This window comes from Micromonospora sp. NPDC005553, assembly GCF_042871765.1.
In the GTDB taxonomy this organism is placed as follows: Bacteria; Actinomycetota; Actinomycetes; order Mycobacteriales; family Micromonosporaceae; genus Micromonospora.
Genome location: NZ_JBIAJD010000014.1, coordinates 16,723 through 39,091 on the forward strand (window position 1 = coordinate 16,723; position 22,369 = coordinate 39,091).

Consider the following 22,369-nt stretch of genomic DNA (forward strand, 5'->3'; position numbering starts at 1 on the left):
TGAAGCCTGGTCATTTCAGGGACTTCATCGTGTGCTCATGTCGGTCGTCCTACCCTGCTAGCGACCCTCGCCCGGTCGGGCTGACCGGACGTAGTGGTTGGCGCATCGACGTGCTCCGCCAGCGCACCGTGGTCGAGGACCTCGGTGCTGCGCAGCGCACGCCCGAAGGCGCGGCGCCGCACCGCCAGCGCGAAGCAGGCCGGATCCGGGTGCATGTTCGCTCCCCGACCCGGCAGCCTGCGGCGCGGATCAGGCCGGAGGCTGTGACCAGCCTCGTCCCTGACCGCGACGATCCGCAGCAATTCGCTGGCCGGCGCACGTTGCCGGCAACCCACACAGGTGCGCTCCGGCAGCGCGCGTCGTACCACTGGAGGAAGTCTACCCCTAGCTGCCCGAGATCGCTCCGCCCGGCTCCCGCACATGATCGGACACCCCACGCGTGGCCGGTGCGGTCTGCTCCGCATCGGACCGAATGTCGATCCGCCAACCGGTCAATCGGGCCGCGAGTCGGGCATTCTGCCCCTCCCGACCGATGGCGAGCGAGAGCTGGAAGTCGGGAACTGTCACCCGGGCGGCGCGGTTGGCGAGGTCGACCACCTCGACCCGCAGCGCCTTGGCCGGCGACAACGCGTTGCCGACGAAGGTGCCCGGGTCGTCCGACCAGTCGATGATGTCGATCTTCTCACCGTGCAGCTCGCTCATCACGGCACGCACCCGCTGACCCATCGGGCCGATGCAGGCGCCCTTGGCGTTCACCCCGGGGGTGGTGGAGCGGACGGCGATCTTCGTGCGATGGCCCGCCTCACGGGCGATCGCACCGATCTCGACGGTGCCGTCGGCGATCTCCGGCACCTCCAGCGCGAAGAGCTTCTTGACCAGAGCCGGGTGCGACCGGGACAGGGTGATCTGCGGACCGCGCATGCCCTTGGCCACGTGCACCACGACGCAGCGAACCCGCTCGCCGTGCGCGTACCGCTCGCCGGGCACCTGCTCGGACTGCGGCAGCACGCCCTCCAGCTTGCCCAGGTCGACGCTGACGATGCCCTTCTCGGTACGCGTCTCGTGCGCCTGCACCACGCCGGTGACCAGGTCACCCTCACGGCCGACGTACTCACCGAAGTGCACCTCGTCGGTGGCCTCCCGCAACCGCTGGAGGATCACCTGCTTGGCGGTCATGGCGGCGATCCGGCCGAAGTCGTGCGGGGTGTCGTCCCACTCCCGCACCAGGCTGCCGTCGGCATCCATCTCCTGGGCGTACACCAGGGCGGCGCCCGACCTGCGGTCGATCTCCACCCGTGCGTACGGTTCGGCACCGTCGGTGTGCCGGTAGGCGGTCAGCAACGCGGTCTCGATCGCCGCGAGAATCGTGTCGAACGGGATCTCCCGCTCGCGCTCGAGTGCGCGCAGCGCCGCGAGGTCGATGTTCACCTCTCCTCGTCCTCCACATCATCTTCGTCGTCGATGTCGTCTGAATCGTCGAACTCGTCGGAATCGTCCGCGTCGTCGATCTCGTCCTCCGGCTCACCGAGCTCGGCGAGCCGGGTGAACTCGACCTGCACACGGCCGGGGCCCAGCTGGGCGTACGCCCAGGCGGCGCGGCCGTCGTCGGTCTCCAGGTGCACGCCCTCGTCGTCGGCCGCGACCACCCGGCCGGTCAGCTGACGGTCACCGGCGGGCTGTTCGCCGCGCTGGCCGGGCAGCGTGGCCGCGCCCCGGGCGGTGACCTTCACCAGTCGGCCCACGTTGCGCCGCCAGTGACGGGGCAGGGTGAGCGGCCGGTCGACGCCGGGCGAGCTGACTTCCAGTTGGTACTCGCCGGCGACGATGTCGCCACCGGTCTCCTCGGCGGCGTCCAGCGCGGCCGAGACCTTGCGGGAGACGTCCGCGACGGCGTCCAGGTCGATCCCGCCGTCGGTGTCCACCATCACGCGCACCACGTGCCGGCGGCCGGCCCGGGAGACCGACAGGTCCTCCAGGTCGTAGCCGGCGTCGTTGACCACTGGCTCGATCACGGCCCGCAGTCGGTCCCGCCGCGCGGCGAGGTCACCGCCGCGGGGGCCCGCAGCACCGCGGGGCTGACCCGTCGGCCTGGTGGCACGGCCACGCTGCGTCATCTCCGCACCCTTTCCCTGGTCGACGGGGACCGGTGTTCCCGCCATGCCGGCACGCCACCGGAGTGGACACGCCGGTGGTTGCGCAGAGCGTAACGCGCCTGCCGGGCGGCGGACCGGGCGGCGCACCGACGCCGGTGACCCCCGGAGCGGCACGGATGGTGTTGACTTGCCCGGTGGGGATCGGCAGAACGACACAGCGCGACCAAGCATCCGGACATTCCCGGCGAAAGCTCCTGAGCGCCGGGGCGTTGCTGGTGCTCGGCGGTGCCGTGACGCCGCTGACCGGCTGTGATCTTTTCGACCGCGACGACCAACCGGCCCCACCGCCCGACCCGCTGCGGCCGATGGTGGACGAGTCACTCGCGCTGGCCGCCGCGTACCGGGCGACCGCGACCGCCCACCCCGAGCTCGCCGACCGGCTCAACCCGATCGCCGAGACGCACACCGCGCACGCCACCGAGCTGGCCCGGGTGATCGGCGTGACAGTGCCGTCGGCGGCCCCCGCCACCCCGACCACCGCCCCGGCCGCCGATCCGAACGGCGCGCGCGCCGCCCTGCGGGCGCTGGAGAAGACCGCCCAGCAGTCCGCCGCCGCCGCCTGCGCCGCTGCGCCCGCGGAGCGGGCGGCGCTGCTCGGGTCGATAGTCGCCGCCCGGGCAACCCACCAGGAGGCACTGAAGTGAGGCAGCCGTCCGCCGGGGAGGCACTCGCCTCCGCCCTGTCCGCCGAGTACGCGGCCATCTACGCCTACGGACGGATCGGTGTCCGGCTCAGCGGAGCGGCGCGGGACGCGGCGCGCCAGGCGGAGGCCGCGCATCGACGCCGGCGCGACGCGCTGGTCGTGCAGCTCACCACAGCCGGCGGCGTCGTCCCGCCGGACCGCGCCGGGTACGCCCTGCCGTTCCCGGTCACCGACCGGGCCAGCGCCCTGCGGCTCGCCGCCGAGGTGGAGGAGCGCACGGCCGCGCACTGGCGGGCCGCCCTGGCATCCACCACCGGCGCCGACCGGGACCAGGCGTTGGCCGCCCTGGTCGAGTACGCCGTGCGGGCCACCCGGTGGCGGAAGACGGCCGGGCTGACCCCGCTGACTGTCCCGTTTCCCGGTCGTCCGACCTGAACCAGTCCACTCCGGTTGCGGTACGCATACCAGGTATGCATACTCCGTTGCCATGTCCATCCGTCACGGGTTGCTCGCCCTGCTCGAACGCGGCCAGATGTACGGGTACCAGCTGCGCGCCGCGTTCGAGGAGTCGACCGGCTCGACCTGGCCGCTGAACATCGGGCAGGTCTACACCACGTTGTCCCGGCTGGAACGGGACGGTCTGGTGCGCCCGCTGCCGGAGAGCGAGGGCGGGCAGCGCCCGTACGAGATCACCGACGCTGGCCGGGCGGACCTGGCGCTGTGGTTCGCCACCCCGATCAGTCGCAACGACCGCCCCCGTGACGAACTGGCGATCAAACTGGCGCTGGCGCTGACCACCCCGGGGGTCGACGTCCGGTCGGTGGTGCAGGCCCAACGCAGCGCGACGATGCGGGCCCTTCAGGAGTTGACCCGGTTGAAGTACGGCAGCAACCGGCCGGAGGACCTTCCCTGGCGCCTCGTGCTCGACTCGATGGTGTTCCAGGCCGAGGCCGAGGTGCGCTGGCTGGACCACTGCGAGACCAGTCTGGTCCGGCACCAACCCAGCGGTCCGGCGCCTCCCACTACCCGACTCGATGACGCCGACGCGCGGGACGCGGCTCGATGGGCCGGCGAGGAGGCAAGACGGTGAGCGGATCGGACGACGCGGTGCTGGAGCTACGCGCCGTCCACCGCACCCACGGCTCCGGGCCGGCGGCGGTGCACGCGCTGCGCGGCGTCAGCCTGGTCGTCCGGCCCGGCGAGCTGGTCGCCGTGATGGGACCGTCCGGCTCCGGCAAATCGACGCTGCTGGCTCTCGCCGGTGGGTTGGACCGTCCGACCGGCGGCGAGGTCCGGGTCGAGGGGCAGCCGCTGGGGGCCCTGGACCGCCGCGGGCTGGCCCAGCTGCGCCGCCGTCGGATCGGCTACATCTTCCAGCAGCTCAACCTGCTGGGCAGTCTGAGCGCGCTGGAGAACGTGGCGCTCCCGTTGGAACTCGACGGGACCAGCGGACGTCGGGCCCGCGCACTGGCCATGGCCGCGCTCACCGAGGTGGGGCTGCCCGCGTTGGGAGACCGTTTCCCGGACCAGCTCTCCGGCGGGCAGCAGCAGCGGGTGGCCATCGCCCGCGCGCTGGTGGGCGACCGTCGGCTGGTCCTCGCCGACGAGCCCACCGGGGCGTTGGACTCCCAGACCGGTGAGGCGGTGCTGCACCTGCTGCGCCGCCGGATCGACGCGGGCGCCGCCGGGGTGCTGGTCACCCACGAGGCGCGGCACGCCGGCTGGGCGGACCGGGTGGTGTTCCTCCGCGACGGCGTGCTGGTCGACACGACGGCACCGCTGGGCAGTGTCGAGCAACTGCTGTCCGGCAGCGACCGGTGACCGTTCGCCGTCCGATGCGGGCCCCCGGGCGGGCCGGCACGGCGACGCCACGGCCGGTCACGCCGCCCGCCCCGGTCGGCCGGCGGCGGTTCGCCGAGCTGACCGGCTCCTGGCGGGCCGCGCTGCGAATCGCCCGGCGGGAGTCACGCCGGTCCCGGCGGCGGACCGCCCTGGTGCTCGCGATGATCGCCCTGCCGGTGGCGGCGCTGGCCTTCCTGGCGGCGAGCTACGACATGGCCGAGCTGACCCCACCGGAACGCGTCGACCGCCGGCTCGGCGTGGCCGACGCGGAGTTGCAGTGGATCGCCGGCAGCCCGGTGCGGCAGGACGGCTGGGGTGAGACATGGTCCACGCAGGACGGTGAGCCCCCCGCGCGGGTCACCGCCGCCCAGATGACCACTCTGCTGGGGCCGGGCAGCCGGGTCACCGAGCTCCGTCCCAGCGTCCCGCTGACACTGCGCGGCCCGCGCCGCGACGAGGCCGTGAACGGGCGGGCGCTGGACCTCACCGACCCGTTGGCCCGAGGGCTGGTGCGGTTCCGGGCCGGCCGGGCACCACAGCAGGCCGGTGAGGTAGCCGTCAGTCCGGTGGCGCTGCGCCGCCTGGGTCTGCGCCTCGGCCACGCCGTGGCCACCGCCGACGGCAGCAGGGCGTACACAGTCGTGGGGGTGGTCGAATTTCCCGACGACCTCGGGCCGGTCGTGGCGCTGCACCCGGGGGCCGTGCAGGCGACCGGCCCGGAGCCGGACAGCGTCTGGCTGGCGGACCTGCCCGGAGCAGTGGACGCCGCGCTGGTGTCGCGGCTCAACGAGCGGGGGGTGGTGGTCACCGCCCGAAGCCCGGTCGGCTCGGGGACCACTGCGGACCGGACGTGGTTCGGGGCGATCAGGCAGAGCGGCGCCAACGACCTGAGCACCGGCGTCCTCATCGCGGGCCTCGGGCTGCTGGAGGTGGTCCTGCTGGTCGGGCCGGCCTTCGCCGTCGGCGTCCGTCGCCGACGGCGGGATCTGGCACTGGTCGCGGTGGCGGGCGGGGACGCCGCCCAACTTCGCCGGGTCGTGCTGGCCGACGGTGTGGTGTTGGGCGTGCTGGGGGCCGCCGCAGGCCTGCTGTTCGGCGTCAGCGCGGCGTTCGCCGGTCGCCCGCTGATGGAACAGTACGTCTTCAGCGCCCGTTTCGGCGGCTACCGCTGCTGGCCGAGCGCGCTGGCCCTGCTCGGTGGCGTCGCGGTGCTGGCCGGAGTGCTCGCCGCGCTGGCACCGGCCTGGACCGCCGCCCGGCAGGACGTCAGCGCCGGGCTCGCCGGACGACGCACCCCGGCGAAATCCCCGGGCCGGTGGTTGACTCTCGGACTGGCACTGGTGGTCGGCGGGGCGGGGCTGGCGGCGTTCGGAGCCACCCAGACTTCCCCGGCGGTGGTTCTCACCGGGCTGATCCTCGGCGAGTTGGGCCTGGTCTGCTGCACGCCCACGCTGCTCGGGGCGCTCGCCCGCCTCGGCCGGGTGCTGCCGCTGGCACCACGGATCGCACTGCGCGATGCCAGCCGCAACCGGGCCGCCGCGGCACCGGCCATCTGCGCCGTGATGGCCGCCGTCGCCAGCAGCGTCGCCCTCGGCGGATACCTGGCCAGCGACGGCGCCCGCGACGCGCGCGCCTACCGGCCGGCGCTGCCGACCGGTCACCTGCTCATGTACGCGAACCGGCCGGACGGCCAGCCCACCCTGGCGCAGGTCGCCGACGCGGCCCGGGACCAGTTGGGGGTCGACGCGGTAGCCACCGTGTACGAGCCCAACTGCGCCCCGACGGGTGCCCGTTACTGCGACGTGACGCCCGTCCTCCCGCCGAGCCGAGCCTGTCCATTTCAGCCCGGCGACAATCTTCCCGCCGCACACCGCCAGCAGGCGCGGGCCGACCCACGCTGCCAGATCCGCGAGCCGGACTACGTCGGCGGCTACATCCAGGCCGGGGTGGACGACGGATTCGCGCTGCCACTTCTCACCGGCGCGGACCCGGCGACGACCGCCGCCGCCACTGCGGTACTGCATGCCGGTGGCGTGGTGGTGACCGACCCGCGCTACCTGCACGACGGCCTGGTGACCGTCCGCGTCTTCAGCACGGACGGAAAAACGGACACTCCGGCCACGGTCGTCCGCGACCTGCCGGGGTACGCGCTGCCCCAGGCGGCGGGCTCGTCCCGCCTGCTGCTGTCCACCCACGCGGCCCGACAACTCGACATGAGCTGGTCCCCGGCTGGCTGGGTGGTCGGCACCACGACCCCGCCGGACGAGGAGCAACAGGCGCGGTTCTCCGCCGCGCTGCGCACCTTCGGGACGTTCTCGCTGAACGTCGAGTACGGCGGCGCCCCACGCGACGTCTCACCGTTGCTCCTGCTGCTCGCGGCGGCGGCCGGGCTGATCACCGTGGGGGCGGCCGGGATCGCCACCGCGCTCGCCGCCGCCGAGGGACGCGCTGAACTGACCACCCTCGCGGCCGTCGGCGCGGCCCCAGCGGTACGCCGGCTGCTGGCGATCTGCCAGGCCGGGGTCATCGCCGGTATCGGTTCGGTGCTCGGCATCGTGGCCGGGCTCGGCACCGCCGCGATCGTGCTGGTCTCGGTGAACCGGCAGTACGCCAGTGACTGGCCGATATCCGATCCGTACCCCTTTCTGGTGCCGTGGCCCGCGCTCGGGGTCCTGGTGCTGGTGCCGGTGGTGGCGATGCTCGGGGCGGGCCTGTTCACCCGGGCCCGACTGCCCATCGAACGGCGGCTGGACTGACCGGTCCGCCGGGCAGCCGAAAGTGGACCGCGTGGGGGTGCCGCCGGGGCCGGGCAGCCGGCAGACTGACCGGCGTGTCAGTGCTCAGGAATGTCGTCCGTCAAGTCGGTCATCATCGCTGGTTCGGCGCCGCCGCGCGTCTGCTGGTTCCGGCCGACCGGATGGTTGGTCGACTCACCCGGGGTCGGGTGGTCGCGCTCGGCCTGCTCCCCTCCCTGCTCATCACCACAACGGGTCGCCGCTCCGGCAAGCCCCGCAGCAATCCGCTGCTCTACGTGCCCGACGGCGACGCGTACGTGGTGATCGGCTCCAACTGGGGGCAGACCCACCACCCCGGCTGGGCGATGAACCTGCTCGCCGATCCGGCCGCCGAGGTGGACGTGAAGGGCCGGCGGGTCGCGGTGCGGGCCCAGCGGGCCTCCGGCGCCGAACGGGACCGGTTGTGGCAGCTGTTGGTCAGCGCGTGGCCCGCGTACCACACGTACGTGCAGCGGGCCGGTGGCCGGGAGATCCACATCTTCCGGCTGGCCCCGACCGGGCGCGGCGCGCCCGAAGCGCCGCCGTCGGCTGGCTAGGCTGACGCTCGGCAGTTGAGGCGAGGTGGTCCCGTGAGCGCGAGGAGTGAGCCGGGGTTGCGAGCCCCGCAGCCGCGAACAGAGGCGGTCCCGTGAGCGCGAGGAGTGAGCCGGGGTTGCGAGCCCCGCAGCCGCGAACAGAGCTGGCCCGGTGAGTGAGCGGGCCGGTGTCGACCGGGGCCTCGACGATCGACGGTGGACGGTCGCGGAGCGGGTCGCCGAGGCAATCCAGCGACGGTTCCCGGCCGACGCGCTCGCGATCGCGGTACACGGGCCTCTGGCGCACGGGGACGACGACGGCGGCGGGGACCGCGAGGCCGGACTGCTGGTGGTCACCTATCGGCCCGGGACCGGCCCGTCGCCGGCCACCCGGCGGGTCGACGGGGTGCTCGTCGACCTGACCGTGGCCGCCGCCGAGGACTACCTGGCCCAGGCGCGGGTGCTCTCGCCGCTCTGGCCGCTGACCGCCGACCGGTACGTCACCACGCAGGCGTTGCACGATCCGACGGGCTGGTTGCGGACGCTGCGCGACGAGCACCTCGGCCGGCTGGCCCGGGCCCGGCCGGCGGAGTTCAGCACCGCGGCCCGCCAGGCGTGGTACAGGGGCAGCGCGGCGCACTCCCGGGCGGCCCGGCTGGCCGAGTGGTACGAGACCGATCAGGCTCTGCTGATGCTCGCCGAGGCCCGGCTGGCGGCGGCCACGGTGACCGGTCTGCTGAGTCGCACCTACTTCCGGGACCCGGGGGACGCGGTGCGACGCACCGGGTTGGCCGGGGCGGACATGACCGAGGTGGGTGTGGTGCTGGACCGGCAGGCCGAGGAGCTGACCGCCCGTGGTCGTGCGGTCGACGGCACGATCGACGAGCTGCTCAGCACCTGAGGCGCGTCACAGCCCGCCCGGTACGCCGATCAGCGAGCCGATCAGGTATGTGGCGCCGGCCGCCGCGGCGCCCAGCAGCAGCTGGCGCAGCCCGCTGGTCCACCAGGGACGGTGGGTGAAGCGGGCCACCACGGCCCCGGCGGCGAACAGCCCGAGCCCGCCGACGGCAAGCGCCAGCCACAGTTCGGTCGCGCCGAGCAGGTACGGCAGCAGCGGGACCAGCGCGCCGATCGAGAAGAACAGGAACGACGAGATCGCCGCGGCCCACGGGCTGGGCTGGTCGTCGGGGTCGACGCCCAGCTCCTCGCGGACGTGCACCCGCAGCGCCTCCTCCGGGTCGCGCCGCACCGCCTCGGCGACCTGGGTGGCGAGGTCCCGGGGCAGGCCCCGGGCCACCCACGCGTCGGCCAGCTCCCGGGCCTCCGCCTCGGGGTGCCGTTCCAGTTCCCGTCGTTCCTTGGCCACCTCGGCGGCGACCTGCTCGTTGGCGGAGCGCACGCTGGTGTACTCGCCAAGGCCCATCGAGATCGCACCGGCGACGAGGCCGGCGCTGCCGGTGAGCACGATGCTGCGAGGCGACACTCCACCGCCGCCGACGCCGGCGATCAGGGCGATGTTGGTGACCAGGCCGTCCATCGCGCCGAACACGGCCGGGCGCAGCCAGCCGCCGGAGACGTCCGCGTGGTGCGCCTCGCGCAGCGCCGCTGGGGTGTCGGTCACGGCGCATGCCCTTCGTTCGCGACTGCGGGACTCCGCTTCGCTGCGTTCCTCGCGCTCACGGCAGGGTCAGGATCTCGTGGCCGTCGTCGGTCACCACGATGGTGTGCTCGAACTGTGCCGTCCACTTGCGGTCCTTGGTGACCACTGTCCACCCGTCGTCCCACATGTCGTACTGGTAGGTGCCGAGGGTGATCATCGGCTCGATGGTGAACGTCATGCCGGGCTCCATGATGTCGGTGGGGCGCGGGCTGTCGTAGTGCGGCACGTAGAGGCCGCTGTGGAATGCCTCGCCGATGCCGTGGCCGGTGAAGTCGCGCACCACGCCGTAACCGAAGCGCTTGGCGTACGACTCGATGACGCGTCCCACCACGTTGATCTGGCGTCCCGGGGCGACGGCGCGGATGCCGCGCATCATCGCCTCGTGGGTCCGCTCGACCAGCAGCCGGGCCTCTTCGCTGACCTCGCCGACGCAGAAGGTGGCGTCGGTGTCACCGTGCACCCCACCGATGTACGCGGTCACGTCGACGTTGATGATGTCGCCGTCGTGCAGGACCGTGGTGTCCGGGATGCCATGGCAGATGACCTCGTTGAGGCTGGTGCAGCAGGACTTCGGGAAGCCCTTGTAGCCCAGCGTCGACGGGTACGCGCCATGGTCGCAGAGGAACTCGTGCACCACCTTGTCGATCTCGTCGGTGGTCACGCCGGGTTTGCAGTGCTCGCCGGCGAGCTGGGTCGCCTGGGCGGCGAGCCGGCTGGCGATCCGCATCTTCTCGATGGTCTCCGGCGTCTGCACGTGCGAGCCACGCCACTCCCGCGGACGCGTCTTGCCCACGTACTCCGGTCGGGCGATCTGGGACGGCACCGGTCGCATCGGGGAGAGCGTGCCTGGTGTCAGCGGCGGACGGACGGTCATGCCGCAAGCCTATCGCCGGGGCCGCTGGTGACCCGCGCCACGGCCGCCCGGTGGAGGTTGTTGCCCTGCCAGGGTGGCTGTGCCATGGTGTCAGCGTGGATCAAGGGGGAGCACCACCCGTCTTCTCCGCCAGCGCAGAAATCGACGGTGACCACCTCCACGTCGTGGTCGCCGGCGAGGTCGACATGGCGACAGCGGACACGATGCTCCAGACCGCGCGGCGCGAGCCCGCCGCCGGGAAGATCACTCTCGACCTGAGTGCGGTGACCTTCTTCGACTCGGCCGCCATCCACGCCCTGGTCCGGCTCGCTCAGGAGTTTCCGGGGCGGCTCAGCGTCCGCCCGTCCCGGCAGGTCCGTCGGGTGCTGGAGATCTCCGGCCTGGGCGAACAGGGCTGGCTCGACCCGGCCTAGGCAGCCGGCCGCCGCCGGGCGCGCGGTCAGTCCTGCAACTGCCGGCGCAGCGTCACCTCGGTGCCCTCGGCGGTACGCCGTACCGACAGTTCACCCAGCGCTCTGATCAGGTCCAGTCCGCGGCCCCGGAAGCCGGAACCGGTCGACTCCCGCCACTGCCCGCTGTCGCGCACGGTGGCCGTCACCGTCCGACCGTCGATGGCCACCTCCACACTGATCATGGCCTCGGCGGGGTGGACCGGGTGCTCGATGGCGTTGGCGGCGGCCTCGGAGACGGCAACCGTCAGGTCGAACCTGTCGGTTTCGCCGACGGAGTGCGCGACGAGGAAATCCTCCAGCCGCTTGCGGAGCACGCTGAGCCGGGTCGGGTCCGCCGGTAGCCGCAGCGCGAAGCGGTTCAGCTCCGCCGCCTCCAGGGCGAGAACCGCCACGTCGTCGCGGCGCGGCCGCCCGGTGACCCGCTCGACCACCGCGTCGATCAGGTCCACCACGTGCTCGCTCGGGGTGGCCGCGTCGATGCGCAACTGGGCCAGTGCGGCATCGATGCCGAGCTGACGGTCCTCGACCAGCCCGTCGGTGTAGAGCAGCAGTCGGGTGCCGGCCGGCAATTCGCCCTCCACCGACTCGTACGTCGCGTTGGGAAGCGCACCGACAGGTGGGCCGAGCGCCCGGTCGTGCAGGAACGCCACGTCACCTCCGGTGATCAACAGTGGAAACGGGTGACCGGCGCTCGCGTATCGCAGCCGCCCGGTGCCGGGGTTGAACAGCAGGCAGACCACCGTCGCGAAGGAGCGGCCCTCGGTGGAGCCGACCAGCCGGTTGAGCCGGGTCAGCGACTCACCCGGATCGAAGCCCTCCAGCACGTACGCCCGCAGCGCGTTGCGCAGCTGCCCCATCGCCGCGGCGGCCGGCACGCCCTTACCGACCACATCGCCGATGACGAGCACCAGCTCGTCGCCGTTGAGCGCGATCGCGTCGTACCAGTCGCCACCGACCTCGACGTCGGCGCTGCCGGGCAGGTAGCGGCTGGCGATCACCGCGCCGGGCAGTTGGGGCAGCGACCGGGGCAGCAGGCTGTGCTGCAGGGTGGTGGCGATGCGGTGTTCGGCTTCGTAGAGCTGGGCGTTCTCCAGTCGCACCCCGACGAGCCGGGCCAGCTCGGTCAACGCGGCGTCGTCGGCCTGCGCCTCGTCGCCGGCTGCCCGCCAGACCCGCAGCTCACCGAGCTGCTTGCCGGCGGTGCCGGTCAGCTCGGCCACGAACGACGGGTCGGTGGCGGTGGTGCCGCCGCCGTCCGCCTCGAAGCGCGCCTCGGCCGCGGAGACGACCACCCGGGCCGCCTCGGCGAGGCTCAACGCGTGCCGGGCGGCGACCTGAAGCACGTCGGCTGTGGATCGGGCGGAGTTCACCGCCACCGCTGCGTCGGCCAGCGCGCGGAGCCGGCGGATGATCTGCCCGCGCAGCTGGCCCAGCTCGACGTTGGCCCGGACCCGGGCGACCAGTTCCTGCGCGGAGAACGGCTTGGTGAGGTAGTCGTCGGCGCCGACGGCGAGACCGGCGACCTCCTCCGCGGAGCCGGCGCGGGCGGAGAGCAGCACGATCGGCACATGCCGGGTACGCGGGTCCGCGCGCAGCGCGCTCACCAGCCCGAACCCGTCCAGCCGGGGCATCATCACGTCGGTGAGCACCAGGTCGAACCCACCCTCGCGGGCCAGCGGCAGGGCGTCGAGCCCGTCGTTCGCGGTGACCACGTCCCAGGTCGGGGAGAGCAGCCGGCTGACGTGCTCCTGGAGGTCGGCGTTGTCGTCGACGACCAGGATCCGGCCGGCCGAGACGCCCTCCGACGGCTGCTGGTCGAGGTCCGGTGTCGACGCGACGCCGGCCCACAGCGCGGTCTCCGCGACGAAGAGCCGGGCCTGCTGGGGCTCACCCACCGGCAGCGGGTCGAACGCCGCCACCTGGTCCGCCGGCAGGTGCGCAGAGCCGAACGGAACGGTCACCGTGAAGGTGCTGCCCGCGTCGACCTGGCTCGTCAACCCGACCTCGCCGCCGTGCATCTCGACCAGTTCCCGGACCAGCGCGAGGCCGATGCCGGTGCCTTCGTGGGTACGTGCCCGCGCCCCGGGAACCCGGTGGAACCGTTCGAAGACGTGCGGCAGCTCGTCCGTCACGATCCCGATGCCGGTGTCCGTCACCTCCAGCCGGGCCGCGCCCTCCACGGCCCGGACCCGCACCCGGATCTCGCCGTCGAAGGTGAACTTGACAGCGTTCGACACCAGGTTGAGGACGACCTTCTCCCACATGTCCCGGTCGACGTGGACCGGCATCGGCAGCGGCGGACAGTCCACCACCAGTCGCAACCCGGCCCGGTCGGTGGCCGAGCGGAAGGTGCTGGCCAGCCGGGCGGTGTAATCGGCGAGGTCGGTGGGCTGGTAGCGGGCGGCGAGCCGACCGGACTCCAGCCGGGAGAAGTCCAGCACCGTGTTGACCAGCTTGAGCAGGCGCAGCGCGTTGCGGTGCATCATGGTGAGCCGGTCGGTGTCGGTGGGGGGCAGCGCCGGATCGGCCAGCATGTCCTCCAGCGGGCCGAGCACCAGGGTCAGTGGGGTGCGGAACTCGTGGCTGACGTTGGCGAAGAAGTTGGTCTTCGCCCGGTCCAGCGCTGCCAGTTCGGCGGCGCGGGCCCGTTCCTGCTCGTACGCCCGCTGGGTGTCGACCGCCCGGGAGATCTGGGCGGCGACCAGGTCGAGGAAGTCGCGGTAGTCGTCGCCGAGCGGCAACTGGCGGGCCACACCGACGACCAGCGCGCCGACCGTCTGGTTGGTCGCCGTGAGCGGCAACACGAGGGCCTGGTCCGCGGCGTCGACCGGCAGCGCGTCGAGCAGCGCGGTGACCTCGATCGTGGCGGGCGCGTCATCGGCGCTGAGCCGGGCCAACAGGTGCGCCGTGACATCGGCGGCGGGCGGGGTGGTGCCGGTGGAACCGGCCAGGGTGAGCTGGTCGCTGTCGTCTGCCAGATAGATCAGGGCGAACGGCACGTCGGCCCGGTGCCGGCCGAGCACCTCGGCGGCGGTCCGGCCCAGCTCCGTGGCGTTGCCGATGTCGCTCAGCTCGGCACCCAGTTCGGCCAGCGTGCGCAGTCGACGCTCGCCGAGCACCCGCCCGGTGGTCTCGCTGACGATGCAGTAGACGCCACTGACCGAGCCGTCGTCACCGCGGATCGGGTCGTACGAGACGTTGAAGTAGGTCTGCTCGACGAAGCCGTACCGGTCCAGCAGAAAAGGGTGGTCCTCGCCCCGGTAGGAGCGGCCGGTGCTCCGGACGTCGTCGAGCAGGGGGCCGAGCACCGCCCAGGTCTCCGCCCAGTTCGCGCGGGCCGGTTGGCCGATCACGTCCGGGTGTTTGCCGCCGATGGTCGGCCGGTAGGCGTCGTTGTAGAAGACCAACTGCTCGTCGCCCCAGAACATGACGATCGGCGCGCTGGAGGCGAGCATCATCCCGACGGCGTTGGAGAGCGCCGGGGGCCACTGAGCGGGCCCGCCCAGGGGGCCGGAGGACCAGTCGAAGGAGGCCAACCGCTCGCCCATCTCGCCGCCGGCCGCGAACGCGGCCGCCAGCATCGGCGGGGTCTCGCGACCGGACAGGGCCGGATGCCCGATGTCCGCGCCCCCCTGGGCCGAGCTCATGCAGCCTCCCCGCCCCGGCCGTACCCCTCGACCGTTGATCTTCACCCGCTGTGCCTCGACTTGTACCCCAGCGGACCAGCAACGTAACGCATCACGGGCGATGGACGCTGGTTACGTACGCCTGGGCCGTCGGGCACCGGACAGTGCGGGTGGCCGGCGGCGTCGAACGACGGCGGCCGAAGTGCTCTGACGAGTCAGAAGACCGGAAGTCCGTCGATGCTTGCCGCATTTTTGGTGGCCCGGTAGGCGACCAGATCATCGGCGCTGCGGCGGGAGTGTGAGGTGAGTAACAGATCGCGTTCGGCCCGGAAGTCCATGAGAGGCACCGCGTATCCGCAGGAGTCACTGACCCGCTCCACCTCGACGGTGATGACCGCCCGGACGGCGTGGACATCCGGCGGTGCGGGAAACTCGGCGAGCCGATCGGCGAAGGCGTCTTCGGTGACCGCGACGCTGCTGCCCCGACCATGCAACCGGACGATCTTCGGCGGGCCGTCGAAGGCACAGAACATCAGCGTGATCCGGCCGTTGTCCCGCAGGTGGGCGATGGTCTCCGCCCCACTGCCGTGATAGTCGAGGTAGGCCACCCGGTGCGGGCCGAGGATCACGAAGGTGCCCCGCATGCCCTTCGGTGACACGTTGACGTGCCCCTCGACCCCGGACGGGGCGGTCGCCACGAAGAAGAGCGGTTGGGCCACGATGAAGTCACGTAGTCGAGAGTCGATCTCCGGATAGACCTTGCCCATGCGTCGATCCTCCCACCGGGGCCATTGACGGGCGGGGGCGATCTCAGTCACACCCGCCGGCCGGCCGCCCGCACCAACGCCGGGATCGGGGCGGGGTCCAACTCGTTCTCCGGATGCCACTGCACCCCGAGCACGAACGGCAGGGCCGGGTCCTCCACCGCCTCGACCACGCCGTCCTCCGCCCAACCGGTCACCGTGAGCCGGCCCGGATCGGCTACCGCCTGGTGGTGGTACGAGTTGACCTGGTCGACCCCGGCCAGCACCGACGCGGCCAGGCTCCCCGGCGCGAACCGCACCGCGTGCGCGCCGTACACCCCGGGTGCCGGGCGGTGCGCCTCGTGACCCACCACGTCGGGCAGGTGCTGGTGCAGGGTGCCGCCGTACGCCACCGCCAGCAACTGCATCCCCCGACACACGCCCAGCACCGGCACCTCGGCGGCGAGCGCGGCGGCCAACAGTGTCAACTCGCCGGCGTCCCGGTCCGGTCGGTCCTCGGTACGGGGGTCGGGCGGCTGGCCGTACCGCCCCGAGCCGACGTCCGCACCACCGGCCAACAGCAACCCGTCGAGGACAGCCACCACGTCGGCGTCCACGTCGTCCGGCGGCAGCACCACCGCCCGGCCGCCCGCAGCCGCCACCGCCCGCGTGTACGCCTCCGGCACCAGCACCGCCCGCACACCCCGCCAGACGGCCCAGTCGGCGGGTTCGACGTACGCGCTGACCCCGATCAGCGGGCGTCGGGCTGGCCGGGTTCGCGACTGCGGGGCTCGCAGACCCGGCTCACTCCCCGCGCTCACAGCGGCGTGACGTACGCGCCCGTGATGCCGCCGTCGACCACGAACTGCGCGGCGGTCATGAACGAGGCGTCGTCGCTGGCCAGGAACGCCACCGCGGCGGCGATCTCCTCCGGCTGCCCGAAGCGTCCCATCGGCACGTGCACCAGCCGGCGGGCCGCGCGCTCCGGATCGGCGGCGAAGAGTTCCAGCAGCAACGGGGTGGCCACCGGGCCGGGACAGAGGGCGTTGACCCGAATGCCCTCACGGGCGAACTGCACACCCAACTCCCGGGTCATCGCCAGCACCCCGCCCTTGCTCGCGGTGTACGCGATCTGCGACGTGGCCGCACCCATCAACGCCACGAACGAGGCCGTGTTGATGATCGAGCCCTTGCCCTGCCGACGCATGTGCGGGATGGCGTACTTGCAGCACAGGTAGACGCTCGTGGTGTTGACCCGCAGCACCCGCTCCCACGCGTCCAGGCCGGTGTCCAGGATGGAGTCGTCGTCGGGCGGCGAGATGCCGGCGTTGTTGAACGCGATGTCCACCCGGCCGTGTCGGTCGGCCACCCCGTCGAACAGGTCGCGCACCGCCGACTCGTCGGCCACGTCGGTGGCCACGAACTCGCCGCCGCACTCCTCGGCGGCCTTCGTGCCGGCGGCCACGTCGATGTCCACGCAGACCACCCGGGCCCCCTCGGCGGCGAACCGCCGCACTGTGGCCAACCCGATGCCGCTGCCCGCTCCGGTGACCACGGCCACCCGGTCCTGCAACCGACCCTGCACTGGCGTCACTCCTCCGTCGCGATGAACACGTTCTTGACGTCCGTGAAGGACAGCAGCGCGTCCGGGCCCAGCTCACGGCCGAGCCCGGAGCGCTTCATCCCGCCGAACGGGGTCCAGTAGCGCACCGAGGAGTGCGAGTTGACGCTCAGGTTGCCCGCGTCGACGGCGCGGGCCAGGCGCAGGGCCCGACCCACGTCCCGGGTCCAGACCGAGCCGGAGAGCCCGTACTCGGTGTCGTTGGCGAGCCGGATCGCGTCCGCCTCGTCGTCGAACGGCAGCACCGAGACCACCGGGCCGAAGATCTCCTCCCGCCAGTGCCGGTCGGCCGGTGAGTCGGCCAGCAGCACTGTTGGCGCGTGCCAGAACCCGGGGCCGTCCGGGCAGGAGCCCGTGAAGGCGACCTTCGCCCCGTCGAGGTAGCCGGCGACCCGGTCCCGTTGGGCGGCGGAGATCAGCGGGCCCATCTCGGCGGTGTCGCGGGACGGATCCTCGACGCGCACCGCGCGTACCGCCGGTTCGAGCAGTTCCAGGAACCTGTCGTACACCGAACGCTGGACCAGGATCCGCGACCGTGCGCAGCAGTCCTGGCCGGCGTTGTCGAAGACCGCGCCCGGCGCGGTCGCGGCGGCGCGCTCCAGGTCGGCGTCGGCGAACACGATGTTCGCGCTCTTGCCGCCCAGCTCCAGGGTGAGTCGCTTCACCTGGGCGGCGCAGCCGGCCATGATCCGGGTGCCGACCTCGGTGGAGCCGGTGAAGCAGATCTTGCGGACCGCCGGGTGGGTGACGAACCGCTCCCCCACCACCGAGCCCTCGCCCGGGACGACGGTGAAGACGCCGTCGGGCAGGCCGGCCTCGCGGGCCAGCTCGGCCAGGCGCAGCGCGGTGAGCGGGGTCAACTCGGCGGGCTTGAGCACCACTGTGTTGCCGGCGGCGAGCGCCGGGGCGAACCCCCAGGCGGCGATCGGCATCGGGAAGTTCCAGGGCACGATCACGCCGACCACACCGAGTGGCTCGTGGAAGGTGACGTCCAACCCGCCGGGCACCGGGATTTGCCGCCCGCTCAGCCGCTCGGGCGCGCCGGCGTAGTAGTCCAGGACGTCGCGGACGTTGCCCGCCTCCCACCGGGCGTTGCCGACGGTGTGCCCGGAGTTGCGCACCTCCAACACTGCCAACTCGTCCAGATGCGCGTCGACCACTGCGGCGAACCGCCGCAGCAACCGCGCCCGGTCTCCCGCCCCCACCTGCCGCCAGCCAGCAAATGCGGCGCCCGCCCGCGCAATAGCGGCGTCCACGTCCTCCACAGAGGCCGCCACAACCTCCCGAAACCCGACCCCACGCGCCGGATCCACCAAAACCGTCACACCGCTACCCCTCGTCATCCCAGTCGATCATGGAGTTGTGGTGCCCCACAAAAGCCGCCCCAGGGGGCCTTCCGCCCACCACAAGTCCATGATCGACGCGGTGTGGCGGCGGTCAGAGGCGTTCGAAGCCACGCTTGAGCTCCCAGTCCGTCACAGCGGCGTCGAAGGCGGCCAGCTCGACCCGCGCCTGGTTGGCGTAGTGGGCCACCACCTCCGCGCCGAACGCCTCGCGGGCAACCGTCGACTCCTCCCACAGGGCGAGAGCGTCGCGCAACGTGCCGGGGACGCGCTCGGCCTCCGGGTCGTCGTACGCGTTGCCTGTGCACTCCGCACCCAGCTCCAGCTCGCCGTCGATGCCGTGCAGCGCCCCCGCGACCAGCCCGGCGATCGCCAGGTACGGGTTGACGTCAGCGCCGGGCACCCGGTTCTCCACGCGCATGCCCTGCCCGTGCCCGACCACCCGCAGCGCGCAGGTGCGGTTGTCGACACCCCAGCGCAGCGCGGTCGGGGCGAACGATCCCGGCTGGTAGCGCTTGTACGAGTTGATGTTCGGGGCGAAGAGCAGGCTGAACTCGCGCATGGTGGCCAGCAGCCCGGCGAGCACCCGCTGCCCGGTCTGCGACAGGTGCGCCGGTCCGTCGCCGAGCATCGCCGATGAGCCGGAGGAGTCCCGGAGCGAGAAGTGGATGTGGCAGGAGTTGCCCTCCCGCTCGTTCGGCTTGGCCATGAAGGTGATCGCCATCCCCTCCTGGGCGGCGATCTCCTTGGCGCCGTTCTTGTAGATGACGTGGTGGTCAGCGCAGGCCACCGCCTCGTCGTACCGGAAGGCGATCTCGTGTTGCCCGAGGTTGCACTCGCCCTTGGCGCTCTCCGGGGTGAGCCCCGCGCCGGCCATCTCGACGCGGATGCGGCGCAGCAGCGGCTCCACCCGGGCGGTGCCGAGCAGCGAGTAGTCGACGTTGTACTGGTTGGCCGGGGTGAGGTCGCGGTAGCCGCGCTGCCAGGCGTCCTCATACGAGTCGCGGAACAGCACGAACTCCAACTCGGTGCCGGCGTACGCGGTCAGCCCGTGCTCGGCCAGCCGGTCCAGCTGCCGGCGCAGGATCTGCCGGGGCGAGGCGACCACGTCACCCGAGCCGTCGAGCCAGGTCAGGTCGGCCAGCAGCAGTGCGGAGCCGGGCTGCCAGGGCACCCGGCGCAACGTGGCGAAGTCCGGAACCATCGCGAAGTCGCCGTAGCCGCGTTCCCAGCTCGACATGGCGTATCCGTCGACGGTGTTCATGTCGACGTCCACGGCGAGCAGGTAGTTGCAGCCCTCGCTGCCGCCCTCCACCACCTGGTCGAGGAAGAAGGGCGCGTGGAACCGCTTGCCCTGCAACCGGCCCTGCATGTCGACGAGGGCCAGCACCACGGTGTCGATCTCGCCCTCGGCGACGGCGACCCGCAGTTGTTCCAGCGTGAGCGGTGCTTTCCTCATTCGCGGGCCTCCATCACCAAGGTCTACTGGCAAACCGGATCACCGTCAATGCCCCCGGTGGCAAGGGCCGCAAACCCGGCGGGACGGCAGCACCGTCCGTCCCGCCAGGTGCCGATCAGACCGGGCCGTCGGCCGGTGCCGGGTCGGCCGCCCTCGCGGATTCCTCGACGGTACGAACCGGGCCGGTGAACCACTTGCGGGCCGAGGCGTACCACCAGACGGCGACCACGAGCAGCACCCCGCCGACGGCGAGCGGCGCGTAGTTCACCGCCGACCAGGTGAACCCGTCGTTGCCGGGCACCCCGGCGGGCACGATCGGCAGCACGAAGTAGACGGCGATGATCGCGATCTCGATCACCGCGATCCAGCCGAACAGCTTGTACTTGCGGCCCAGCGTCCACGGCCCGGGGACGAACCGGTCGCCCATCCGCAGGCGGAGCGCGATCGGGATGAGGAACGACAGGTAGAGCCCGAGCACCGCGACGGAGACGACGGCGTAGAAGGCGATCGGGATACCGGCGGAGCTCTCGTACAGCGCCGGCAGGGTCAGCACCAGGCCGGCAAGGGTGGCGCCGATGATCGCCTTTACCGGGGTGCCGTTGCGGTCGACTGTCGACCACAGCCGCCATCCGGGTACGGCACGATCCCGGCTGAACGCGTACGCCATCCGGCTCATCGAGGTCACGCAGCTCATGCCGCAGAAGAACTGCCCGATGGTCGAGATGATGATGACGATCTTGAAGAAGACCGGGGTCAGCGCCGACTCGAAGATGGCGCCGGAGAAACCGCCCGCGGCGTTGATCGCCTCGACGTCGGTGGCCGCGAAGAGGAACGCCAGCAGCAGGATCCAGCCACCGACCGCCGAGTAGAAGATCGACTGCCAGAGCCCACGGGCCGCGGCCTGTGAGGCGCCCCGGGTCTCCTCGGAGACGTGCGCGCAGGCGTCGAAGCCGGTGATCGTGTACTGGGTCAACAGGAAGCCCAGCGGCAGCACGTAGAACCAGAACGTCAGCCCACCGATGTCCCCGTCGCCGAACCCGGAGTTGTTGAACCGCTCGGTGAACACGAACTGGAAGCTCTGGTGGTTGTCGGGCACGAAGACCAGGATGGCCACCACGACGGCCGCGCCGGCCACGTGCCACCAGACCGAGACGTTCTGGAGTACGTCGATGATCCGGTGCCCGAAGATGTTGATCAGCCCGTGCAGCACCAGGATGATCACGAAGAGGACGAACGCCTGACGCAGCGTCCCGGCCCAACCGTCGAAGAGCGCCGACAGGGTGAGGTTGAGGAACGTCGCACAGCCGTAGTCCACCGAGGCCGTGACGGCCACCAGGCCGATCAGGTTCAGCCAGCCGGTGAACCAGCCGTGCACCGGGCGACCCATGGTGGCAGCCCACCAGTAGATCCCACCCGCCGTCGGATACGCCGACACCAGCTCCGCCATGCAGAAGCCAATGATCAGGATGAACAGCGAGATCAGCGGCCAGCCCCAGGAGATGGCGACCGGCCCGCCGTTGTTCCACGCCTGGCCGAAGGTGGTGAAACAGCCGGCCAGGATCGAGATGATCGAGAAGGAGATGGCGAAGTTGGAGAAGCCGCTCCACTTCCGGCGCAACTCCTGTTTGTAGCCGAGTTCAGCGAGCCGTCGGGCGTCGTCGTCCATCGGTTGCTCGGCGGTCGGCACGGGCGTCGTGGCCACTGCACACCTCCCTGAGGTGGTTCCGCGTGCGAGTGGGCAAAGTGTCGTCCCGGCCGATCAAGGCGGTCAATACGTAGTCGGTGGGAATCTCACCGCCGTCGGGCTAATTGCGTTGCCGACCGGCCACCCCGGCCGGCATCCTGGACCAGTGACCAGGCCCGACAGGGCCTACCCCGGGCGCTCGGACCGCCCGACCCGGTGGCGCGGGGCACGCCTCTCTCTCACGTACGGCCATTCCGCCGTACCCGAAAAGTGCCCCGCGCCCCACTCCCCCTCGCCGCGCGTCACACCCCCTGCACCGCGCCGATCTTGCAGTTTCAGTTGCCGATATCAGCGTGATGCGCCGGATGTCAGCGCAGTAAGTGCAAGATCGCGGGGCTCAGGCTGGGTCAGGTCAGGTCAGGAGGAGGCCGGCTACCCAGAGGGCCGCGACCAGGAGGCCGGCCAGGAACTCCACCAGCATCGACAGGCCAGCGGCCTTCAGTGCCTGCACGGTGGAGGGCCAGGCGAGCTGATTACTGCCCAGCCGGAGCCGTTCGGCCGCCCACACCCCGGCGACGAAGCCGAGCACCAGGCCGACGACCGGCACCACGAAGAACCCGATGATGCCGAGCACCCCACCGGCGAGCAGCGTGGACGTCGGCACACCGGTGCGCTTCAGGTTCCGGCCCGGCCACGCGTACTTGATCACCGCGCCACCCCCGGCGACCAGCGTGGCGGCGGCGAACACCGCCCAGCCGACCAGGCCCGCGCCGCCGAAGATCGCCCAGAGCAGCACGCCACCCCAGCACAGCGGCAGCGCCGGCAGGCCCGGCACCACCACGCCGGCCAACCCGGCCAGGATGGCCAGCCCGGCCACCACCGTCACCGCCGTCTGCGAGTCCGTCAGGTCCACGCCGCCATCCTCCGTCGCCACCCTCCGGACCGGAACGATCCCCCTC

Annotated in this window: 21 protein-coding genes; 8 read left to right on the forward strand and 13 right to left on the reverse strand. The window is 72.1% G+C overall.

Translation table 11 applies throughout. The features are described from left to right. Positions 1 to 35 precede the first annotated feature (35 nt). From ACFYPG_RS32440 to rimP, 3 genes are read right to left on the reverse strand one after another with little or no spacing between them, the layout of a single operon-like run. Positions 36 to 368: a YlxR family protein gene (locus tag ACFYPG_RS32440; protein WP_357199288.1), complete on the reverse strand. Its 333-nt coding sequence runs from the start codon at positions 366 to 368 to the stop codon at positions 36 to 38. Between the two features lie 16 nt (positions 369 to 384). Beyond that, a complete protein-coding gene (nusA, locus tag ACFYPG_RS32445; protein ID WP_355009570.1) occupies positions 385 to 1,428 on the reverse strand; it encodes a transcription termination factor NusA in 1,044 nt (347 codons plus the stop codon). Next, the gene (gene rimP / locus ACFYPG_RS32450; protein WP_355009571.1) at positions 1,425 to 2,114 is read right to left on the reverse strand and encodes a ribosome maturation factor RimP; all 690 of its coding nucleotides are present in this window, start codon (positions 2,112 to 2,114) and stop codon (positions 1,425 to 1,427) included. Before rimP ends, nusA begins: the two co-directional genes overlap by 4 nt. Before the next feature lie 155 nt (positions 2,115 to 2,269). Between rimP and ACFYPG_RS32455 the strand changes: the two genes are divergently transcribed. The 7 genes from ACFYPG_RS32455 to ACFYPG_RS32485 all read left to right on the forward strand — a co-directional run bounded on the left by ACFYPG_RS32455 (position 2,270) and on the right by ACFYPG_RS32485 (position 8,849). Next, positions 2,270 to 2,797, forward strand: a complete 528-nt coding sequence (locus tag ACFYPG_RS32455) for a hypothetical protein (RefSeq protein ID WP_387355019.1) — start codon at positions 2,270 to 2,272, stop codon at positions 2,795 to 2,797. Further along, the gene (locus ACFYPG_RS32460; RefSeq protein WP_030337610.1) at positions 2,794 to 3,231 is read left to right on the forward strand and encodes a ferritin-like domain-containing protein; all 438 of its coding nucleotides are present in this window, start codon (positions 2,794 to 2,796) and stop codon (positions 3,229 to 3,231) included. Before ACFYPG_RS32455 ends, ACFYPG_RS32460 begins: the two co-directional genes overlap by 4 nt. Before the next feature lie 52 nt (positions 3,232 to 3,283). Beyond that, on the forward strand, positions 3,284 to 3,886 hold the full coding sequence (locus ACFYPG_RS32465) for a PadR family transcriptional regulator (protein ID WP_355009573.1): 603 nt from the start codon (positions 3,284 to 3,286) through the stop codon (positions 3,884 to 3,886). Beyond that, entirely contained in the window at positions 3,859 to 4,617 is a 759-nt protein-coding gene (locus ACFYPG_RS32470; protein WP_355009574.1) for an ABC transporter ATP-binding protein, read from the forward strand. Before ACFYPG_RS32465 ends, ACFYPG_RS32470 begins: the two co-directional genes overlap by 28 nt. Beyond that, on the forward strand, positions 4,614 to 7,394 hold the full coding sequence (locus tag ACFYPG_RS32475; protein WP_387355021.1) for an FtsX-like permease family protein: 2,781 nt from the start codon (positions 4,614 to 4,616) through the stop codon (positions 7,392 to 7,394). Before ACFYPG_RS32470 ends, ACFYPG_RS32475 begins: the two co-directional genes overlap by 4 nt. Positions 7,395 to 7,468: 74 nt before the next feature. Then, positions 7,469 to 7,969, forward strand: a complete 501-nt coding sequence (locus ACFYPG_RS32480; protein WP_387355023.1) for a nitroreductase/quinone reductase family protein — start codon at positions 7,469 to 7,471, stop codon at positions 7,967 to 7,969. Between the two features lie 151 nt (positions 7,970 to 8,120). Next, positions 8,121 to 8,849 carry a nucleotidyltransferase domain-containing protein gene (locus ACFYPG_RS32485; protein WP_387355025.1) on the forward strand — a complete coding sequence of 243 codons (729 nt, stop codon included), beginning with the start codon at positions 8,121 to 8,123 and terminating at the stop codon, positions 8,847 to 8,849. A gap of 6 nt (positions 8,850 to 8,855) precedes the next feature. Here the strand turns inward: ACFYPG_RS32485 and ACFYPG_RS32490 are convergent, their stop codons facing one another. Both ACFYPG_RS32490 and map read right to left on the reverse strand, forming a co-directional pair. Beyond that, entirely contained in the window at positions 8,856 to 9,569 is a 714-nt protein-coding gene (locus ACFYPG_RS32490; protein WP_091400358.1) for a VIT1/CCC1 transporter family protein, read from the reverse strand. Positions 9,570 to 9,624: 55 nt separating this feature from the next. Then, positions 9,625 to 10,482 carry a type I methionyl aminopeptidase gene (gene map, locus ACFYPG_RS32495; protein ID WP_355009578.1) on the reverse strand — a complete coding sequence of 286 codons (858 nt, stop codon included), beginning with the start codon at positions 10,480 to 10,482 and terminating at the stop codon, positions 9,625 to 9,627. 95 nt (positions 10,483 to 10,577) lie between these two features. Here map and ACFYPG_RS32500 point away from each other — a divergent pair, with 95 nt between their 5' ends. Further along, positions 10,578 to 10,895: an STAS domain-containing protein gene (locus ACFYPG_RS32500; protein WP_355009579.1), complete on the forward strand. Its 318-nt coding sequence runs from the start codon at positions 10,578 to 10,580 to the stop codon at positions 10,893 to 10,895. A 26-nt stretch (positions 10,896 to 10,921) separates the two neighbouring features. On the opposite strand, the gene ACFYPG_RS32505 is transcribed toward ACFYPG_RS32500, so the two are convergent. From ACFYPG_RS32505 to ACFYPG_RS32540, 8 genes are all read right to left on the reverse strand, one after another. Then, on the reverse strand, positions 10,922 to 14,581 hold the full coding sequence (locus ACFYPG_RS32505) for a SpoIIE family protein phosphatase (protein WP_355009580.1): 3,660 nt from the start codon (positions 14,579 to 14,581) through the stop codon (positions 10,922 to 10,924). Between the two features lie 194 nt (positions 14,582 to 14,775). Then, the gene (locus tag ACFYPG_RS32510; RefSeq protein ID WP_355009581.1) at positions 14,776 to 15,327 is read right to left on the reverse strand and encodes a pyridoxamine 5'-phosphate oxidase family protein; all 552 of its coding nucleotides are present in this window, start codon (positions 15,325 to 15,327) and stop codon (positions 14,776 to 14,778) included. Between the two features lie 47 nt (positions 15,328 to 15,374). Then, a complete protein-coding gene (locus ACFYPG_RS32515; RefSeq protein WP_387355028.1) occupies positions 15,375 to 16,124 on the reverse strand; it encodes a gamma-glutamyl-gamma-aminobutyrate hydrolase family protein in 750 nt (249 codons plus the stop codon). Then, positions 16,121 to 16,888 carry a 3-oxoacyl-ACP reductase gene (locus ACFYPG_RS32520; protein WP_355009583.1) on the reverse strand — a complete coding sequence of 256 codons (768 nt, stop codon included), beginning with the start codon at positions 16,886 to 16,888 and terminating at the stop codon, positions 16,121 to 16,123. Before ACFYPG_RS32520 ends, ACFYPG_RS32515 begins: the two co-directional genes overlap by 4 nt. Before the next feature lie 5 nt (positions 16,889 to 16,893). Beyond that, positions 16,894 to 18,267, reverse strand: coding sequence for an aldehyde dehydrogenase family protein (locus tag ACFYPG_RS32525; protein WP_387355030.1), 1,374 nt, complete (start codon positions 18,265 to 18,267; stop codon positions 16,894 to 16,896). A 94-nt stretch (positions 18,268 to 18,361) separates the two neighbouring features. Next, the gene (locus ACFYPG_RS32530; RefSeq protein ID WP_355009585.1) at positions 18,362 to 19,726 is read right to left on the reverse strand and encodes a glutamine synthetase family protein; all 1,365 of its coding nucleotides are present in this window, start codon (positions 19,724 to 19,726) and stop codon (positions 18,362 to 18,364) included. A gap of 115 nt (positions 19,727 to 19,841) precedes the next feature. Beyond that, on the reverse strand, positions 19,842 to 21,428 hold the full coding sequence (locus tag ACFYPG_RS32535; RefSeq protein ID WP_355009586.1) for an amino acid permease: 1,587 nt from the start codon (positions 21,426 to 21,428) through the stop codon (positions 19,842 to 19,844). A 394-nt stretch (positions 21,429 to 21,822) separates the two neighbouring features. After that, complete coding sequence (locus ACFYPG_RS32540; protein WP_355009587.1) at positions 21,823 to 22,323, reverse strand: DUF456 domain-containing protein; 501 nt, start codon at positions 22,321 to 22,323, stop codon at positions 21,823 to 21,825. Positions 22,324 to 22,369 lie beyond the last annotated feature (46 nt).

Excerpts from the sequence above, each read along its gene's own strand:
- ACFYPG_RS32455 (WP_387355019.1), top strand. The coding sequence starts at position 2,270 with ATGGTGTTGACTTGCCCGGTGGGGATCGGCAGAACGACACAGCGCGAC.
- ACFYPG_RS32470 (WP_355009574.1), top strand. The coding sequence starts at position 3,859 with ATGGGCCGGCGAGGAGGCAAGACGGTGAGCGGATCGGACGACGCGGTG.
- map (WP_355009578.1), bottom strand. The coding sequence starts at position 10,482 with ATGACCGTCCGTCCGCCGCTGACACCAGGCACGCTCTCCCCGATGCGA.
- rimP (WP_355009571.1), bottom strand. The coding sequence starts at position 2,114 with ATGACGCAGCGTGGCCGTGCCACCAGGCCGACGGGTCAGCCCCGCGGT.
- ACFYPG_RS32510 (WP_355009581.1), bottom strand. The coding sequence starts at position 15,327 with ATGGGCAAGGTCTATCCGGAGATCGACTCTCGACTACGTGACTTCATC.
- ACFYPG_RS32525 (WP_387355030.1), bottom strand. The coding sequence starts at position 18,267 with ATGACGAGGGGTAGCGGTGTGACGGTTTTGGTGGATCCGGCGCGTGGG.
- ACFYPG_RS32505 (WP_355009580.1), bottom strand. The coding sequence starts at position 14,581 with ATGAGCTCGGCCCAGGGGGGCGCGGACATCGGGCATCCGGCCCTGTCC.
- ACFYPG_RS32530 (WP_355009585.1), bottom strand. The coding sequence starts at position 19,726 with ATGAGGAAAGCACCGCTCACGCTGGAACAACTGCGGGTCGCCGTCGCC.
- ACFYPG_RS32465 (WP_355009573.1), top strand. The coding sequence starts at position 3,284 with ATGTCCATCCGTCACGGGTTGCTCGCCCTGCTCGAACGCGGCCAGATG.